Consider the following 18,420-nt stretch of genomic DNA (forward strand, 5'->3'; position numbering starts at 1 on the left):
CCCTCTCATCCACAACTCGTTCATTCCAGGGTAAGGGCGTCTTCCACCAGGGCTTTTTGCTGCTTGGCGTGGACGGACATGTAACCGACAGCCGGTGAGGCCGAGGCCGGGCGACCGGCATAACGCAGACGGGCATGGCTTGGCAGCACGCTGTCGTAGTGATGACGGGTGCTGTACCAGGCGCCCTGGTTCTGCGGCTCTTCCTGACACCAGACGAAGTCGGTGACATGGCTGTAATCGGCCAGGATGGCGCGCACTTCCTCTTCAGGGAAGGGGTAGAGCTGCTCGATCCGTACCAGGGCCACGTCCTGCTGCTCGGCCTTGCGACGGGCATCGAGCAGGTCGTAGTAGACCTTGCCGGAGCAGAAGACCACGCGCTTGACGCTTTTGGGATCCAGCGCATCGATCTCGCCGATGGCGTTCTGGAAGGTGCCCTCTGCCAGTTCTTCGAGCTTGCTCACCGCCAGCGGGTGGCGCAGCAGGGATTTGGGCGTCATCACGATGAGCGGACGGCGCATGGGGCGCACCACCTGGCGACGCAGCATGTGGAACACCTGCGCCGGGGTGGAGGGCACGCACACCTGCATGTTGTGCTGGGCGCACATCTGCAGGTAACGCTCCAGACGGGCGGAGGAGTGCTCCGGGCCCTGACCCTCGTAACCGTGGGGCAGCAGCATGGTCAGGCCGCACATCCGGCCCCACTTCTGCTCGCCGGAGGAGAGGAACTGGTCCACCACCACCTGGGCGCAGTTGGCGAAGTCACCGAACTGGGCTTCCCAGATGGTGAGACCGGCCGGTTCCGCGCTGGCGTAGCCATATTCAAACGCCAGTACCGCGTTCTCGGTCAGCACGGAGTCATAGACTTCAAACGGGCCCTGCTCGTCGTGCAGGTTGCACAGCGGAGTGTAGGTGCTGGCATCGGTCTGGCTGTGCAGCACGGCGTGGCGATGGAAGAAGGTACCGCGGCCGGAGTCTTCCCCGGTGAAGCGGATGCGGGATCCCTTGTCCACCAGGGTGGCGTAGGCCAGAGTCTCGGCAAAGCCCCAGTCCACCAGCTTCTCACCGGCGGCCATCAGGCGACGGTCTTCGTAGATCTTCTCGACCTGACGTTGCAGCACATGGGTGGCCGGGTACTGGCTGATGCGCTCGCCCAGGGCCTTCAGGTGATCCATGGGCACAGTGCTGTCATAGGCCATGGCCCAGTCGTGACCCAGATAAGGGGTCCAGTCCACGGAGTGCAGCTCCATGGGGCGCCACTCCTTGCTCACCCGCTCGCCCCGATCCAGGGTATCGCGATAGTCGTTGACTAGCGTGGTGGCCAGCTCCGGCGCGATGGCTCCTTCGGCGATCAGCTGATCGGCGTAGATCTTGCGCGGGGTCGGGTGCTGCTTGATCTTCTGGTACATCAGGGGCTGGGTCGCGCTCGGCTCGTCGGCCTCGTTGTGGCCGTGACGACGGTAGCAGACCAGCTCGATCACCACATCGCGCTTGAAGGTGTTGCGGTAATCCAGGGCGATCTGGGTCACCAGCACCACGGCTTCCGGGTCATCCCCGTTGACGTGCAGCACAGGGGCCTGCACCGCCTTGGCGATGTCGGTGCAATATTCGGTGGAGCGCAGGTCACGGATATAGGAGGTGGTGAAGCCTACCTGGTTGTTGATGACGATGCGCACCGTGCCACCCACGCCATAGGCACGGGTCTGGGACATGTTGAAGGTCTCGGCAACGACCCCCTGCCCCGCGATGGCGGAGTCACCGTGGATGGTGATGGGCAGGACGCTGGATCCGTCCTTGTCACCGCGGCGGTCCATACGGGCACGCACGGAGCCGATGACCACGGGGTTGACGATCTCGAGGTGCGACGGGTTGAACGCCAGCGCCAGGTGGACGTTGCCGCCCGGGGTGGCGAAGTCGGAGGAGAAGCCCATGTGGTACTTCACATCCCCCGTGCCCCAGGATTCGCCGTGCTTGCCGGCAAACTCGTCGAACAGGTCCTGGGCGCGCTTGCCCAGCACGTTGATGAGCACGTTGAGGCGACCGCGGTGGGCCATGCCGATGACGGCTTCCTTGCAACCCTGCTCACCGGCGCGGCGAATAAGCTCTTTGAGCATGGGCACCATGGCATCGCCCCCTTCCAGGGAGAAACGCTTGGCCCCCGGGAACTTGGCACCCAGGTATTTTTCCAGCCCTTCGGCGGCGGTCAGGCTCTCGAGGAAGCGAGTCTTCTCTTCAAGGGTATAGTTGCCCTTCCCTTCGATGGATTCCAGCCTGTCTTGCAGCCAGCGCTTCTCCTCGGTGGAGGTGAGGTGCATGTAGTCGGCGCCGATGCTGCCGCAATAGGTTTTCTTCAGCGAGGCATACAGATCGGAGAGCACCATGGTCTCGCGACCGATGGCGTAGGAGCCCACATTGAAGGTGGCCTCCATGTCTGCACCTTGCAGGTTGTGGAAGGCCGGATCCAGCTCGGCGACCGGCTCGCGCTGCCACAGACCCAGGGGGTCCAGGTTGGCGTTCTGGTGACCGCGGAAGCGGAAGGCGTTGATCAGTTGCAGTACGCGAACCTGTTTGGCATCCACCTGGGGATCGGAGACGGGAGCGCTGTAACGGGAGGAGTCCTTGGCCAGGCGGCGGAAATAGTCGCGAACCTGGGAGTGGGGTTGTTCTACTGCATGTCCGTTGACCTGGGGCAGCGACTGGAACAGGCTGCGCCATTCGTCGGCAACGGAGTCGGGGTTTTCCAGGAAGGATTCGTACAAATCCTCAATGTAGCTTGCATTCGCACCAGCCAGGTGAGATGACTCCAACCAGGCCTTCATCACGCCGTTATGCATTTCTATCCCTTGTACATCTTGTTCGCTGCACTGCAGCTTGTAGGGTCATAGCCATCCCGGGGCGGGATGGCTATCCAGAGGTCGGGCCCGGCGCAAGGCGCCCTGGCCCCGATACTACACGGCCCGGTTGAGCAACATCGACTTGATCTGACCGATGGCCTTGGTCGGGTTCAAGCCCTTGGGACAGACGTTCACGCAGTTCATGATGCCGTGGCAGCGGAACACGCTGAAGGCGTCATCCAGGTTGCCCAGTCGCTCACTGGCCGCAGTGTCGCGGCTGTCCGCCAGCCAGCGATAGGCGGCGAGCAGGCCGGCCGGACCGATGAACTTGTCCGGGTTCCACCAGAAGGAGGGGCAAGAGGTGGAGCAGCAGGCACAGAGTATGCACTCGTACAGGCCATCCAGCTTGGCGCGCTCTTCGGGGGATTGCAGGTGCTCACGCACGGGCGGCAGTTTTTCGTCGTTGATGAGGAAGGGTTTGACCTTCTCCCACTGGGTGTAGAACTGGGTCATGTCGATCACCAGATCCCGGATCACCGGCAGACCGGGCAAGGGTCGAATGACGACCTTGCTGCCCTTCTTCAAGAGATCCGAGAGCGGCGTGATGCAGGCCAGACCGTTCTTGCCATTCATGTTGAGACCGTCAGATCCACAGACCCCTTCGCGGCAGGAGCGGCGGAAGGCGAGCGTGGGATCCAGCTCCTTGAGCTGGATCAGTGCGTCGAGCACCATCATGTCGGAACCTTCAGGAATATCAAGACGATAATCCTTCATATACGGGACGTTATCAACGTCCGGATTGTATCTGTAGACAGAGAATGTGACGTTCATTGTGCTTGGCTCCGCAATCAGTAAGTCCGGACCTTGGGCGGGAACGCCTCACGGGTCTTGGGTGACATGTTGACAGCGCGACGGGTCATGGACTCGGTGTCCGGATGATAGAGGCTGTGGCACAGCCAGCTCTCATCGTCACGCTCCGGGAAGTCGAAGCGGCTGTGGGCGCCACGACTCTCGGTACGGAAGTTCGCCGCCACCGCGGTGGCATAGGCGGTCTCCATCAGGTTGTCCAGCTCCAGGCACTCGATGCGCTGGGTATTGAACTCCTTGGAGGTGTCGTCCAGACGGGCGTTCTTGAGACGCTCGCGGATGAGTTTCAGCTCGGCCAGCCCTTCTGCCATGGCATCCCCTTCCCGGAATACGGAGAAGTTGTTCTGCATGCAGCGCTGCAGGTCCTTGCGGATCTGGGCCGGGTCTTCCCCGTCACGGTTGTTTTCCCAGCGGTTGAAGCGCTCCAGCGCCTTGGCGATGTCGGCGTCGGTGGCTTCCACACCGTGCTCCATCGAACCAAGGGTCTCCACCAGGTGCATGCCGGCAGCACGACCGAACACCACCAGATCCAGCAGGGAGTTGCCGCCCAGACGGTTGGCACCGTGCACGGAGACGCAGGCGATCTCGCCCACCGCGAACAGACCGACCACCGGCACGTCGTTGCCATCCTTGTCCTGGGTCAGGCACTGGCCGTTCACGCTGGTCGGCACGCCGCCCATCATGTAGTGGCAGGTCGGGATGATGGGGATGGGCTCTTTGACCGGATCCACGTGTGCGAAGGTGCGAGAGAGCTCGCAGATACCCGGCAGACGGGATTCCAGTACCTCTTTGCCCAGATGATCCAGCTTGAGCTTGATGTGCGGGCCCCAGGGACCGTCGCAGCCACGGCCTTCGCGGATCTCGATCATGATGGAGCGGGCCACCACGTCGCGACCGGCCAGGTCCTTGGCGTTTGGCGCATAACGCTCCATGAAGCGCTCGCCGTCCTTGTTCAGCAGGTAGCCGCCTTCACCACGGCAACCTTCGGTGACCAGTACCCCTGCCCCGGCGATACCGGTGGGGTGGAACTGCCAGAACTCCATGTCCTGCACGCCGACCCCGGCGCGCAGCGCCATGCCGACGCCGTCACCGGTGTTGATGTGGGCGTTGGTGGTGGACTGGTAGATGCGACCGGCGCCGCCGGTGGCGAGCACGGTGGCCTTGGCCTTGAAGTAGACGACCTCGCCGCTCTCCATGTCGATAGCGGTACAGCCGACGATATGACCATCCTGGTTCTTCACCAGATCCAGGGCATACCACTCGGAGAAGACGGTGGTCTTGTTCTTGACGTTTTGTTGATACAGGGTGTGCAGCAGGGCATGACCGGTACGGTCGGCTGCCGCCGCGGTGCGGGCAGCCTGCTCGCCGCCGAAGTTCTTGGACTGACCGCCGAACGGACGCTGGTAGACGGTACCGTTGTCAAAGCGGGAGAAGGGCAAGCCCATGTTCTCCAGCTCATAGATGGCCTCGGGGCCGGTCTTGCACATGTATTCGATGGCTTCCTGATCACCGATATAATCGGAGCCCTTGACGGTGTCATACATGTGCCACTGCCAGTTGTCGTCGTGGGCATTGCCCAAGGCGACCGTGATCCCGCCCTGGGCGGAGACCGTGTGGGAACGGGTCGGGAAAACCTTGGATAACAGGGCGCAGCTCTTGCCGGACTGGGCAATCTGCAGCGCGGCGCGCATACCGGCGCCACCGGCACCGATCACGACCGCATCAAATTCACGAGTTGGAATAGTCACCTTACACACCCCACAGCACGACGAAACCAGTCATCACATAGACAAACAGCACCACCACCAGCACAAACTGCAGCGCACCGCGCAGTCCGACCGGCTTGATATAGTCGGTCAGCACCTGCCACAGACCGATCCAGGCGTGGATCAAGACGCATACGAGCGTCAGCAGGGTGAAGACCTTGGTGAAGGTGTTGGAGAAGAAGCCGGTCCACACCTCGTAGGTGATGTCGTTGAACGCGACAAAGCCAACCAGATAGAGGACGTAGCACGTCATGATGAGGGCGGTGGCGCGGATCAGGATGTAATCATGAACACCGCTGCGCCCGAAAGTTGCAGAATTGGTTACCATACCAGTACCCCCGCCAATACCGCCAAAACCGCGGTGATCACGAAGGCCACACGGGCACTCTGATTACCGGATTCCAGCTCTTCCCAATAGCCCATGTCCATGACCAGGTGCCGCAGACCGCCCACGATGTGGTAAGCCAGCGCGGTCAGGATCCCCCACAGCACGAACTTGACCAGGAAGTTGTCCATGATGGCAACGACCGATTCAAATCCTTCGGGAGAGGCGAGTGAAGTACCAAGCATCCACAGCAAGATGGCCAGTGCCACAAAGGTGATGACCCCTGAGACACGATGCAAGATGGAAGCGATGGCGGTGACAGGAAAGCTGATCGTCTGTAGGTCGAGGTTTACAGGTCTCTGTTTGTTTTTCACGGCTTTGCCCACTCAGCTCCATTGAGCACGTTAGTTATTGTTTTCACACGCTTTGAGGGCGAGGAGTGGCATTTGTTAGGTTTTTGTTACCAAAACAACTCAGGAAAGCCAAAAATAACATTTTTGATATCACATCTGGCTTTGCGAAAGCGTTTCAAACACCGACGACCATCACCCACGTGGCGCAGTATATCGGCGGCCTTAACCAATGACAATCAAATAGCTACACAGAAAATCCAAAACCGTAAACCAGATCTCACAACAGCTTTAACAAGTCATTAATGATCATCCAGCAAAATTGACAAAGACATGGTTCTCTGGTTCAAATAAGGCGCTCCAGCCGCCGTGGTACGGGTAAGAACCTTTGCCAGCGTCATAACAGTCGTAATAAAGTAGGGCTGGAACCAAATTATAAAAGAGCAAAGGAGACGTGCTATGGCTGATAAGATAGCCACCCTACATCTGCCCGGAAAAGAGCCGGTTGAACTGCCGATCCTCTCCGGTACCGTTGGACCCGATGTGATCGATGTCAGAAAGCTGGGCACGCAAGGATATTTCACCTTCGACCCCGGCTTCATGGCCACCGGTTCTTGCAAATCTTCCATCACCTACATCGATGGCGACCAGGGTGTCTTGCTGCACCGCGGTTACCCCATCGCCCAGTTGGCCACCCAGGCCAGCTACCTCGAAGTCTGCTACATCCTGCTGTACGGCGAGGCCCCCACCAAGACCCAATATGCGGAATTTGAACGTCTGGTCACCCGTCACACCATGGTGCACGAGCAGATCGCCTTCTTCTTCCGTGGCTTCCGCCGCGACGCCCACCCCATGGCCGTCATGTGCGGCGTGGTCAGCGCGCTGTCCGCCTTCTATCACGACGCCCTCGACATCAACAACGAGGAGCATCGCGAGATCTGTGCCTTCCGTCTGCTCTCCAAGATGCCGACCCTGGCCGCCATGTGTTACAAGTACTCCATCGGCCAGCCCTTCATGCAGCCGCGCAACGCCCTCTCCTATGCAGGCAACTTCCTGCACATGATGTTTGGCGTGCCGACCGAAGAGTACAAGGTCAACCCCATCGTCGAGCGCGCCATGGACCGCATCTTCACCCTGCATGCGGATCATGAGCAAAACGCCTCCACCTCCACCGTGCGTCTGGCCGGTTCTTCCGGTGCCAACCCGTTTGCCTGTATCGCTGCGGGGATCGCCTCCCTGTGGGGCCCGGCCCACGGTGGTGCCAACGAAGCCTGCCTCAAGATGCTCGAAGAGATTGGCTCCGTGGATCGCATCCCCGAGTACATCGGCCGCGCCAAGGACAAGAACGATCCGTTCCGTCTGATGGGCTTCGGTCACCGGGTCTACAAGAACCACGATCCCCGTGCCACCGTGATGCGCGAAACCTGCCACGAGGTACTGACCGAGCTGCAGATCAAGGATCCGCTGCTGGACGTGGCCATGGAGCTGGAACGCATCGCGCTGTCCGACCCCTACTTCATCGAGAAGAAGCTCTACCCGAACGTGGACTTCTACTCCGGCATCATCATGAAGGCCATCGGCATCCCCATGTCCATGTTCACCGTGATCTTCGCCATTTCACGTACCATCGGCTGGATTGCCCACTGGAACGAGATGCACTCGGACCCGGATCAGAAGATCGGCCGTCCCCGTCAGCTCTACACCGGTCAGCCCCTGCGAGAGTTCGTGCCCCTCGACCAGCGCTGAGCCCGATCTGTCATGGTTTGTTACAAAGGCGGTCATTGACCGCCTTTTCTTTTGCAGGTTTAATCGCGCCCTTTTACGCCAAGGACACTCATCATGAAATCTCCCCTGCTCCTCAGCTCTGCCCTCCTGCTCAGCGCCTGCCAGAGCGCCCCGACCACCGAAACCCTCTATATCCAGGACAAGCTGGCAGACTGCGTCGGTGTCGCCCCCATGAAGTGCATGCAGGTACGCAGTCAGCCGGGAGAGAACTGGAGCCTCTTCTATCAGCAGATCGAAGGCTTCACCTTTGAACCGGGCTTTCGCTATCAACTCGAAGTGAGCAAGGAGCAACTTGCCGATGTGCCGGCCGATGCCCCTTCCTTGCGCTACCAGCTGGTCAAGATCGTGAGCAAGGAGCCGGTTCGCTGACGAGTCACTGACAGGTGACCCGGTTTCGTTTGTGTGCTCTCTGGGGTATGCTGTCACCCCTTTTTGCCACGGTTTGAGTACGGACCCGACTCGCATCATGATCACCATCCGCACCATCCGCACGCCAGACTGGCCCGCCATCATGGCCATCCAGCACGAGTGTTATCACCAGTTCGAACCCGAGCCCCTCGAGGTGATGCAGAACAAGACCGAGCTGGCCCCCGCCTCCTGCTGGGTGGCCGAGCGTCAGGGCAAGGTGCTGGGTTACCTGCTCTGCCACCCCTGGCGTGCCCACCAGCCCCCGCCCCTCTCGGTGCCGATGAAGGCGCTGGCCGGCCACGACGAGTTCTATCTGCACGATCTCGCTGTCTCGAGCAAGGCACGCGGCCTGGGTGTCGGACAGCGACTGCTGGCAAGGGCGCTCGCTTTCGCGAGCCATGCTGGATATCGCCATGCAGGCCTGGTGGCGGTTCAGGATGCCCCCGCCTTCTGGCGCAAGCAGGGGTTTGTGCCCGCCGACACCGGCAAATCGCTGGTGGAGTATGGTGACGGGGCTGTCTATATGCGGTTGCCCCTGGCAGACAACGGTCCAGAACCGGGAACCATCAGCAGAGTTCAATAAAAAGAGTTCAATAAAAAAGGCGCCTTTCGGCGCCTTTTTCTATTTCGCGTTGCACTCCCCACAGGGAGATCAAGCCTTGAACTTGCTGAACACCAGAGAGGCGTTGGTACCGCCAAAGCCGAAGCTGTTGGACATGACGGTATTGAGGTCGGCCGCTTCGTATTCACGCACGATGGGCAGGCCCACAGCTTTCTCGTCCAGGTTCTCGATGTTGATGCTGGGGGCGATGAAGCCGTGTTCCATCATCAGCAGGGAGTAGACGGCCTCGTGCACGCCGGCGGCGCCCAGGGCATGGCCGGTCATCGCCTTGGTGGCGGAAAGCTTGGGTGCATTGCTGCCAAACAGGGTCTGAATGGCTTCCAGCTCCTTGGTGTCACCAACCGGCGTGGAGGTACCGTGAGTGTTGATGTAGTCCACCTTGCCGACACCCTGCATCGCCATCTTCATGCAACGCACGGCGCCTTCACCACTCGGGGCCACCATGTCGTAGCCGTCGGAGGTCGCACCGTAACCGGTGATTTCGGCGTAGATGTGGGCACCACGGGCCAGGGCGTGTTCCAGCTCCTCGACCACCAGGATGCCGCCACCACCGGAGATGACGAAGCCGTCGCGGTCCGCATCATAGGTGCGGGACGCTTTTTCCGGGTTGTCGTTGTACTTGGTGGAGAGCGCGCCCATGGCGTCGAACTGGATGGTGGAAGACCAGTCCAGCTCCTCGCCGCCACCGGCAAAGATGATGTCCTGCTTGCCAAGCTGGATCAGTTCCAGGGCGTGACCGATGCAATGGGCAGAGGTCGCACAGGCGGAGCTGATGGTGTAGTTGACACCCTTGATCTTGAACGGGGTGGCAAGACAGGCGGAGGTGGTGGAGGACATGGTACGCGGCACCATGTAGGGACCCACCCGCTTGACGCCCTTTTCACGGGCGATATCGGCAGATTCGGAGGTGTTCTTGCCGGAGGCGCCGCCGGAACCGGTCACGATGCCGGTACGCTCGTTGGAGACCATCTCTTCCGGCAGGCCGGCATCTTCGATGGCCTGCTGCATGGAGAGGTAGGCGTAGGCCGCGGCGTCACCCATGAAACGCATGACTTTACGGTCGATCAGTTCAGACGGTTCGAGTTTGATGTTACCCCAGACACGGCTGCGCAGGTTGTACTGCTCGAACTGCTCGGAATAGGTGATGCCGGATTTACCTGCTTTCAGGGAGGCCAGCACCTCTTCCTTGTTGTTGCCGATACTGGAGATGACGCCGATACCGGTGATCACTGCTCTTCTCATTAATTCATCTCGTCTGGAAAAACTGGCACCGAGTCTACCCGCTTTCGGCTGCCAAACTGGTCTGCTTTCACGTAGAATGCCCGCGATTTTGTGACGCGAGCCGAGGAAAACGTGAGTCAAACATCCTTACATCATGCCCGATTGGACTGGAACGAAGCGGGAACTCCAGTCTCCAGTGAGTTCGGGGATGTGTACTTTTCCAATGATAACGGTCTAAGTGAAACCCGCTACGTCTTTTTGCAGCAAAATCGACTGCCAGAGCGATTTTCGCACCACGATAGTGACAGTTTCGTGATTGGTGAAACAGGTTTCGGTACAGGACTTAACTTTCTGGCCACAATGGCCGCCTTTCTGGAACAGGCCCCCCTGTCCGGCAACGGATCCCGGCTGCACTTCATCAGCGTCGAGAAATACCCCCTTACCCAGGCCGATCTGCGCAAGGCCCTGGCCGCCTGGCCCGAGCTTGCCCCCTTGAGCCAGCCTCTCATCGACCAGTGGCCGTTGCCGGTCTCCGGCTGCCATCGCCTGCTCTTTGCCGATGGCCGCATCCGCCTCGATCTCTGGTTTGGCGACATCAAGGAGATGCTGCCTCAGGTGCCCCATCCGGCAACCGGTCTGGTGGACGCCTGGTATCTGGACGGTTTCTCCCCTGCCAAGAACCCAGAGATGTGGACCCAGGATCTCTTCGACGATCTCGCTCGCCTCGCCCGCCCCGATGCCACCCTCTCGACCTTTACCTGCGCCGGTTTCGTGCGACGGGGGCTGATTGCCGCCGGCTTTGCCATGAAGAAGGTGAAGGGCCACGGCAGCAAGCGGGAGATGCTGGCGGGTGTTCGGGAAGGCAAAGTGCCGCAGCAGAGCATCGCCCCCTGGTATGCCCGCCCCGCAGGGCGGGAGGGAGAGGTGCTCATCATCGGTGGCGGCATCGCTTCCGCCATGACGGCGCTCTCTCTGGTGGAGCGGGGTCGGCATGTCACCTTGCTGTGCGAAGATGGCGAACCGGCCAGCGGCGCCTCCGGCAATCGACAAGGAGCCCTCTACCCCCTGCTCAACGGCGAGCACGATGCCCTGTCGCGCTTCTATTCGCTGGCCTTCGGCTTTGCCAGAAACCGGCTGCTGGCCCTGGCAAAGCACCACCCCGTCGCCTTCTCGCTGTGTGGCGTCACCCAACTCGGCTACGACGACAAATCCGCCGCCAAGCTTGCCAAGATGAGCCAGGGCCCCTTCCCCCCCGAGCTGATGCACCCACTCTCGGCCGCGGAGGTTGAGCAGGTGGTCGGCCTGCCCTGCGATGCGGATGGTGTGAGCTATCCCCTGGGGGGCTGGCTCTGTCCGGCGGATCTCACCCGCGCCGCCATCAGGGAGGCGCAGGCCAGCGGGCGGCTGGAAGTGGTGTTCAATGCCGCGGTGAACCGCATTGCCGAAGAGGTCGATGGCTGGCGGGTGGAGAGCCAGGATGGCCGAGCCTGGCAGGCGCCAAACCTGGTGGTGGCCGCCGGTCACAAGCTGCCCGCCCTGCTCCCCTTCGCGGAGCTGCCGCTGTATCCCGTGCGCGGTCAGGTGAGCCATGTGCCGACCACGGCGCGGTTAAGTCAGCTCAGGACTGTGCTCTGCTACGATGGCTACCTCACCCCGGCCCACAACGGTGCGCACTGCATCGGGGCCAGCTATGGCCGCAACCAGACCGACCTTGCCTACCGCGCCGACGAGCAGGACCAGAACAGGGCGCGGCTGCAAGCCTGTGTGCCCCAGCAGCGCTGGCCTGCCGAGGTGGATGTGAGCGGCGCTCAGGCCCGTGTCGGGGTGCGCTGCGCCAGCCGGGATCACCTGCCGGTCGCCGGACCCGTCGTCCGGTTGGCGGCGCTGGTGGATCATGACGTCAACGCCCCCGCGGATCAGCAGAGCGCGCTGCCCCTGCACGCCGGCCTCTACGTGCTGGGGGCGCTCGGCTCCCGGGGGCTCTGCTCGGCGCCCCTGTGCGGCGAGCTGGTCGCCAGCGAGATCTGCGGCGATCCCCTGCCGCTGGCCGCCGATCTGCTGGAGGCGCTCCACCCCGCCCGCTACTGGGTGCGAAGACTGCGCAGGGGCAAGCCACTGCGCGACTAGCCACCCAGGAGCCGGGGCTGCCCGCCTCCACCCCATTGGCGTACCAACAAAAAAACGGGCTCAATCAGCCCGTTTTTTTATGTTTCCCATGAGTGGCCATGGGCCTGTACACGTGTTATCAGCCAGCCCTGGGCCAGACGACCCCCAGCTTGCGCCCCTGATCGGTCTGGCTGGCCAGGGTGTCGAACCGCGCCCGGGTTGCCTCCAGCACCGCCTGCCCTGCCTGCCAGCCCTGATGCTCCAGGGTTGGGCAATCCCGGGTCACCGGCAACTGGGCGAGGCGCGTGCCAAGCTGGCTCACGCTCTCCAGCAGGATGTCCTTGTGACGGCTCTCGTAGTCAAACATGGCGGCCACCAGCTTGTCCCACTTCTGGCGCTCCTTCGCGGGCGCACGGGCCTTGTCCATCCAGTTGGGCACCCTGACCTGGATGCGGGCACGAACGCTGGCCTGCTCCAGCTCGCAGCGTGTCGCCGTCGCCTTCGTCTGCAACTGCCAGGAGAGCTGATAGCTGGCCTTGCCGATGTGCCCGTCCGCCTGGGTGGGCGACAAGGCGGTGATCTGGCGCATCACGGCCCCCACATCGGCCCCGGAGACCCGATAGAACTGGAAGTCGACCTTGATATCGGGGGCGACCTTCACACCGGCATAGTGGGAAGGTACAGCACCGATTGAGGCGGCATAAATGAGGGCCACCGTCACCCCTGTCTTGCTGAAGAGTCCCATCTGTCCGCGGCTTTGCTCCTTGTGAGTCCCAGCTTAATTTCAATTAATAATCAATGCATTAATAACCCGATTGGGAGATTACCCCTGATCCAGCCCCCTGTCATCCGCTCTTGGCACCCGCTTGCTGCAAACGTGCGAGTCATCACCCCGGCTCAGGCGGGGATTTGCAGTCGAGATCACAAGCTGCCATCGAATGGATGGTGAAATACTCCTTAGTGGGTAATATCCGCAGTGTTTTTGTTGGCCGATGCCGGATAGTCCAGCGCAACCCTCTGGTGAGCCCTGGCAGGCCACCCCCTCATTTCAACTTTTGGGAAGGTTTTATGATAGAACTCCTGATCGGCACCCTGGTCACCCTGGTCGTGGGTCGCTACATCTTCAAGGGCTACTCCGCCACCGGGGTACTGCTCAGCGGCGGCCTGCTGCTGCTGGCGATCACCGCCCTGATGGGCAAGGCGGTGCTGCCGGCGAGCGTCCCCTCCACCGGCCACATGGCCACCGACATCTTCGAATACGTGCGCTTCCTGCTGGTCGACAGGGGGGGTGGCCTCGGCATGCTCATCATGGTGCTGTGCGGCTTTGCCGGCTACATGAGCCACATCGGCGCCAACACCATACTGGTGAAGCTCGCGAGCAAACCCCTCGGTGTCATCAAGTCCCCCTACATCCTGCTGGTGGCCGCCTATCTGGTCGCCTGCGCCATGTCGCTGGCGGTGAGCTCCGCAACCGGCCTCGGGGTTCTGCTGATGGCCACCCTCTTCCCGCTGATGGTCAACATGGGGATCTCCCGTGGCGCGGCGGCGGCGGTGTGCGCCTCGCCGGCCGCCATCATCCTCTCCCCCACCTCGGGGGACGTGGTGATGGCCGCCCAGGCCGCGAACATGGAGCTCATCGAGTTTGCCTTCAAGCTGACCCTGCCCATTTCCCTGGTGGCCATCGCCGCCATGGCGGTGACCCACTTCTTCTGGCAGCGTTATCTGGATCAGAAGGCCGGGGAGCACAACGCCGCGGTCGCCCCAAGCGATCTCGTCACCGACGCCCCCGGCTTCTACGCCATCCTGCCCTTCACCCCCATCATCGGTGTGCTGCTGTTTGACGGCAAACTGGGGCCCAAGCTCGATATCGTCACCATCATCGTCATCTGCCTGGTGCTGGCCGCCCTGCTGGAGCTGGTGCGCAAGCGCAACGGCCGCGAGCTGCTGGACGGGCTGCAGGTGTGCTGGCGCAACATGGCCGACGCCTTCGCCGGCGTGGTGATGCTGCTGGTGGGTGCCGGGGTCTTTGCCCAGGGTCTGATGGGGCTCGGTTTCATCGCCAACCTCCTGGATCTGGCCCAGAGCTTCGGTACCGGCGGCATCGTCATCATGCTGGTGCTGGTGGTCATCACCACCCTGGCGGCCTTCACCACGGGTTCCGGCAACGCCCCCTTCTACGCCTTCGTGGAGCTCATCCCCCATTTGGCCACCAGCCTCGGCGTCAACCCGGCCTATCTGGTGATCCCCATGCTGCAGGCATCCAACCTCGGCCGCACCATCTCGCCGGTCTCCGGGGTGGTGGTCGCCTGTGCGGGGATGGGCAATCTCTCTCCGTTCGAAGTGGTCAAACGAACCTCGCTGCCGGTGGCCGTCGGCCTGCTGGTGGTGATCCTCGCCACCCAGATCATGGTTCCCGCCTGACTCTTTACCGGCCCGGCTGCCGCCGGGCTGGTATCCCCCCCACCCCATGCAGTAGACTCGGTGCTCTTTTTTCCTAAGGAGGACCGAGCCTTGAGTATGACGGTTCAACTTGCCCACTTCAGCGACTGCCACTCCCATTTCGATGGCGCCCCCATGCGCTTCTCCCCCGATGGCGAGTCCGAATGGCGCACCCAGTGCGGCGGCTATGGCCGCATCCTGACCCGGCTCACCGCCCTGCGCCAACAGGCCGAGGTAGTCGGCCAGACCTGCCTGCTGCTGCATGGCGGCGATACCTTCCAGGGGTCACTTTACTTCAACCGCTTCAAAGGGCGGGCCAATGCGGACCTGCTGGCCCTCTTGCGACCGGATGCCATGGTGATCGGCAACCACGAATTCGATCTGGGCAACGGGCCGCTGGTGGAGTTTATGCGCCAGCTCGATTTCCCGGTGCTCGCCGCCAACATCGACAACCGTCAGGAGCCCGCCGATGCCCCGCTGCGGCTACAGGGACTGCCGCAGCTGTTTGACGCAAGCCGCCCCTGGCACAAGCGCGTCATCGACGACGTGCCCTTCGCCCTGCTCGGCATCACGCTGCCGCAGATGGCCGCCATCGCGAGCCCCGATCCCCACACCCGTTTCCACGGTATCGAAGAGACCTTGAGCCGTGCCCTCGGCGAGATCAAGGCCGCCGGCATCCAGCACATTATCCTGCTCAGCCACCTGGGTCTGGCGCAGGACAAGCGACTGGCGACCCGCTTCCCCGAGCTCAGCCTCATCGTCGGCGGGCACACCCACAGCCTGCTGGGGGATCTGGCGCCGCTCGGGCTCGACAGCGAAGGCAGCTATCCCCTCATGGTGAACGGGGTGGCCATCCTGCACGCCGCCCACAGCGCCCTCTGTCTCGGGGTGTGCGAACTCACCTTCGACGAGCAGGGACGCGTGTGCCAAAGCCGCGGCCAGCTGGAGTGGTTACCCTGGGATCCCTGGCCCTTTGCTTCCCCGCCTCCTGCGGGGCTGCACTTCTGCGAACCGGCCCCCGAGCTCGAGCAGCATCTGGCCAGACGCTATCGCCCCGAGCTCGAAACCATGACCCGGCGCGTGGTGACCCGGCTCGCCGATCCGCTCCCCCACCAGCGCCTGCCCGATGCCAACCTGCCCGCCGGCAGCCAGGTCGCCCCCCTGGTAGCGAGTGCCATGCTGGCCAGTGCCCGCGAACAGGTGGGTCAGGTGGACTTTGCCCTGCACAATGCCGGGGGCGTGCGCTGCTCCCTCGAGCCCGGCCCCCTGACCGAAGCAGATGTTGCCGGACGCCTGCTGCCCTTTGCCATTCCCCTTACCCTCTACCGGGTGCACGGCCATGAACTGGCCGAGGCACTGGAGGGGGCCATCGACAACGCCACCAACAACGGGGTGACGGGCAATGGCAGCGGCAGCTTCCCCTACACCGCCGGGGTGCGCTTCTGCTATCAGGCCGACAGGCCCAAAGGGGAGAGGATCACTCGCCTGGAATGGGAAGCCAGCCCGGGTCAGTGGCTGCACGTCGAGCCGAATGCCATCTATCGCGGGGTCTCCAGTGCCTATACTGCCTCCGGCAAGGAGGGCTACACGGCCCTTGCCCGCACCCTGACCCAGCACAATCAGGAGCTCGGCATCACCCTGGCGGATGCCTTCCTGCGCTGGGCACGCCACCTGCCGGAGCTCAGCACCCTGCCGGCCCTGGTGGAGTATCACGGCCAGTGAATCTGGCACCGGCCCATCCCGGGTCGGTGCCGCCTTTTCGCCGCATAGGGGAATCCTGGTCCGCTCCCAGGCGCAGGCCCCCTACCATGCAACCTCAGGCTGTGACGCCCGACTACGCCTGCCCTGTCTTGTGATGGGGCCTGCCAATGCAGCCAGAGGCGTGAAAACGATACTTTTACGAATTATTTCAGGTGCCTACACTTCTTCCATTGCATCGTGCAGCCCGGCTCGGCAAGATAAGCCCGCTTTTTCAGTCTTTCCCGCAGGAACAGGTCACCCATGAATCACGCCATCCGCTTTACCCCGCACCGCCACAATCCCGGGATCAGGCCGTCGGTCATCTTGCTCACCGCCCTGATGGCACTGCTGTTCTGTCTGCGCAATCCGCTGTTCCACGGCATGGCCCCGGGATTTGATGCCTCCCTGTTTGCGGTAATGGGCAAGATGTGGAGCGAGGGGGGCGTACTCTATCGGGACATGATCGACATCAAGGGTCCCATGATCTTCGCCCTCGATGCACTGGGCTATGGCCTTGGTGGCTTCTTCGGGATCTGGCTGCTGGAGTGGGTGCTCTGCTGGCTGGGCCTCATGGCGAGCTGGCAGGCTTTTTCGCAGCTCGGGCTCTCGGTGCGGGCGCGACTTGGCAGCATGCTGGCCCTGCTGGCGCTCTACAGCACTCGCTACTACTACGGCAACATGACAGAGGACTGGACATTCCATCTGGCCCTCATCGCCCAGTGGGCTTTCATCACCTTGCTGCTGGACAAGCGATTCAGCTGGGGACCGGCTCTGGTCGCCGCACTCACCTTCGCCATCGTGGCCTGGATGCGCACCAACAACGGCGCCTTCTGGGGGGCCTGGTATCTGGTGCTCTTCTGTCACTGGTGCCTGCGCGAGCAGTGGCGCTGCGCCTTTGCCCTGCTCTTTTCCAGCCTGCTTGGACTGGCTCTCGTCGGCGGCCCGCTCTATGCCTACTTCCAGCACCACGACGTGCTGGCAGAGTTCAAATACTACGCCTTCGGCATCTTCTTTGAAGGGAGCTACGGCAACGGCTTCTCTCCTGAGGTGGGCGCCGTCGGTCTGCTGCGCACCGGCCTCATCATGCTGCTGCCCGCCTTCCTCGTCCTGATGCTCGGGCGCCGCCAGGAGTGGTATCTGCCCGCGCTGTGCGCCACCCTCCTGGGGGTGCTGTTCACCCTGATCGCCAACTCGGTCTCCGGCCATGTGTTCGATCACTATGACGTGCTCTATCTGCAGCTTGGCCTGCTGCCGCTCGCCTGCCTGCTGGACAGAAGCGAGCAGCGATCCGATGCCCTGGGGCTGCTTTGCATCTCCCTGGTGGTGCTGACCGCCAGCTGGCTGCTGGCCCAGCAGCTTGGTTACGGCTGGAGCACCAAGGAGTGGTCTCTGGAGCGGGTACGCGAGGTGCTCGGCAACAGCCTGCTGTGGGCCTTGCCCGTGCTCATTCTGGTCCCGCTCTGGCGCGCCTGGGACGTGCGAAGCGCCACCCCCTGGCTCGCCTCGCTGGCCATGCTGGTACTGCTGGTCAACAACGCCTGGGAAGGCAATCTCAAGGGCAGGCCGTTCAATCCCCCCGCCCAGGTCAGGGTCGATCGTATCCTGGCCGAGACGGCGCCCACCGACAAGATCTGGGTCGATGGCATCCAGCCGCAATACTACCTATGGACCGATCGCCAGCCGGCCTCCGCCTATCTGTTCTTTGCCAACGTCAACCCGCCCTACGATGTGCGCGAGCGGGTGCTGGCTGACATCCAGCGCCAACAACCCAAATTCATCATCGCCAAACCGGAGCGGGTGGCACAGGAGCTCAAGACTCCGACCTCCCCCTCCCACCTTGCCTTCTACCAGTATCTGGCAGCCCAGTATGAAGAGGTAGACCCGGGCCTGTACCGGCGCCGCTAATCAGGCACATAGAAGGGGCCATCCTGGTGATGGCCCCTTTTCGTTGTCGTCATAA

The 18,420-nt window shown here is 62.3% G+C and carries 14 protein-coding genes; 7 read left to right on the forward strand and 7 right to left on the reverse strand.

Annotated elements, in window-relative coordinates; translation table 11 throughout:
- Window positions 1-20: 20 nt before the first annotated feature.
- From sucA to sdhC, 5 genes are all read right to left on the reverse strand, one after another.
- Window positions 21-2,831 carry a 2-oxoglutarate dehydrogenase E1 component gene (gene sucA, locus AB5Y53_RS10585; RefSeq protein ID WP_368181934.1) on the reverse strand — a complete coding sequence of 937 codons (2,811 nt, stop codon included), beginning with the start codon at window positions 2,829-2,831 and terminating at the stop codon, window positions 21-23.
- Window positions 2,832-2,945: 114 nt separating this feature from the next.
- Window positions 2,946-3,662: a succinate dehydrogenase iron-sulfur subunit gene (locus tag AB5Y53_RS10590; protein ID WP_010674497.1), complete on the reverse strand. Its 717-nt coding sequence runs from the start codon at window positions 3,660-3,662 to the stop codon at window positions 2,946-2,948.
- Between the two features lie 17 nt (window positions 3,663-3,679).
- Window positions 3,680-5,446: a succinate dehydrogenase flavoprotein subunit gene (gene sdhA / locus AB5Y53_RS10595; RefSeq protein ID WP_029314421.1), complete on the reverse strand. Its 1,767-nt coding sequence runs from the start codon at window positions 5,444-5,446 to the stop codon at window positions 3,680-3,682.
- A gap of 1 nt (window position 5,447) precedes the next feature.
- Window positions 5,448-5,792, reverse strand: a complete 345-nt coding sequence (sdhD, locus tag AB5Y53_RS10600; protein WP_010674495.1) for a succinate dehydrogenase, hydrophobic membrane anchor protein — start codon at window positions 5,790-5,792, stop codon at window positions 5,448-5,450.
- Window positions 5,786-6,175 carry a succinate dehydrogenase cytochrome b556 subunit gene (sdhC, locus tag AB5Y53_RS10605; RefSeq protein WP_029314418.1) on the reverse strand — a complete coding sequence of 130 codons (390 nt, stop codon included), beginning with the start codon at window positions 6,173-6,175 and terminating at the stop codon, window positions 5,786-5,788. Before sdhC ends, sdhD begins: the two co-directional genes overlap by 7 nt.
- 423 nt (window positions 6,176-6,598) lie before the next feature.
- Here sdhC and AB5Y53_RS10610 point away from each other — a divergent pair, with 423 nt between their 5' ends.
- The 3 genes from AB5Y53_RS10610 to AB5Y53_RS10620 all read left to right on the forward strand — a co-directional run bounded on the left by AB5Y53_RS10610 (window position 6,599) and on the right by AB5Y53_RS10620 (window position 8,915).
- Window positions 6,599-7,885: a citrate synthase gene (locus AB5Y53_RS10610; protein ID WP_010674492.1), complete on the forward strand. Its 1,287-nt coding sequence runs from the start codon at window positions 6,599-6,601 to the stop codon at window positions 7,883-7,885.
- Between the two features lie 93 nt (window positions 7,886-7,978).
- A complete protein-coding gene (locus tag AB5Y53_RS10615) occupies window positions 7,979-8,293 on the forward strand; it encodes a DUF4377 domain-containing protein (protein ID WP_221366464.1) in 315 nt (104 codons plus the stop codon).
- A gap of 97 nt (window positions 8,294-8,390) precedes the next feature.
- The gene (locus AB5Y53_RS10620) at window positions 8,391-8,915 is read left to right on the forward strand and encodes a GNAT family N-acetyltransferase (RefSeq protein WP_151027722.1); all 525 of its coding nucleotides are present in this window, start codon (window positions 8,391-8,393) and stop codon (window positions 8,913-8,915) included.
- Between the two features lie 69 nt (window positions 8,916-8,984).
- On the opposite strand, the gene fabB is transcribed toward AB5Y53_RS10620, so the two are convergent.
- Entirely contained in the window at window positions 8,985-10,196 is a 1,212-nt protein-coding gene (gene fabB / locus AB5Y53_RS10625; RefSeq protein WP_052815292.1) for a beta-ketoacyl-ACP synthase I, read from the reverse strand.
- A gap of 90 nt (window positions 10,197-10,286) precedes the next feature.
- Here fabB and mnmC point away from each other — a divergent pair, with 90 nt between their 5' ends.
- Window positions 10,287-12,302, forward strand: a complete 2,016-nt coding sequence (mnmC, locus tag AB5Y53_RS10630) for a bifunctional tRNA (5-methylaminomethyl-2-thiouridine)(34)-methyltransferase MnmD/FAD-dependent 5-carboxymethylaminomethyl-2-thiouridine(34) oxidoreductase MnmC (RefSeq protein ID WP_368181938.1) — start codon at window positions 10,287-10,289, stop codon at window positions 12,300-12,302.
- A gap of 118 nt (window positions 12,303-12,420) precedes the next feature.
- Here mnmC and AB5Y53_RS10635 read toward each other — a convergent pair whose 3' ends face one another.
- On the reverse strand, window positions 12,421-13,026 hold the full coding sequence (locus AB5Y53_RS10635) for a DUF922 domain-containing protein (protein ID WP_045524720.1): 606 nt from the start codon (window positions 13,024-13,026) through the stop codon (window positions 12,421-12,423).
- A gap of 323 nt (window positions 13,027-13,349) precedes the next feature.
- On the opposite strand from AB5Y53_RS10635, the gene dcuC reads away from it, so the two are divergent.
- The 3 genes from dcuC (at window position 13,350) to AB5Y53_RS10650 (ending at window position 18,365) form a co-directional block, all read left to right on the forward strand.
- Window positions 13,350-14,702, forward strand: coding sequence for an anaerobic C4-dicarboxylate transporter DcuC (gene dcuC, locus AB5Y53_RS10640; RefSeq protein ID WP_368181939.1), 1,353 nt, complete (start codon window positions 13,350-13,352; stop codon window positions 14,700-14,702).
- A gap of 90 nt (window positions 14,703-14,792) precedes the next feature.
- The gene (locus AB5Y53_RS10645; protein WP_368181940.1) at window positions 14,793-16,442 is read left to right on the forward strand and encodes a bifunctional UDP-sugar hydrolase/5'-nucleotidase; all 1,650 of its coding nucleotides are present in this window, start codon (window positions 14,793-14,795) and stop codon (window positions 16,440-16,442) included.
- A gap of 279 nt (window positions 16,443-16,721) precedes the next feature.
- Window positions 16,722-18,365 (forward strand): hypothetical protein, encoded by a 1,644-nt coding sequence (locus tag AB5Y53_RS10650; protein ID WP_279987947.1) that lies wholly within the window; start codon window positions 16,722-16,724, stop codon window positions 18,363-18,365.
- The last annotated feature ends 55 nt before the right edge of the window (window positions 18,366-18,420 follow it).

Origin of the sequence: Aeromonas sp. R7-5 (assembly GCF_040908015.1) — a bacterium.
In the GTDB taxonomy this organism is placed as follows: Bacteria; Pseudomonadota; Gammaproteobacteria; order Enterobacterales; family Aeromonadaceae; genus Aeromonas; species Aeromonas caviae.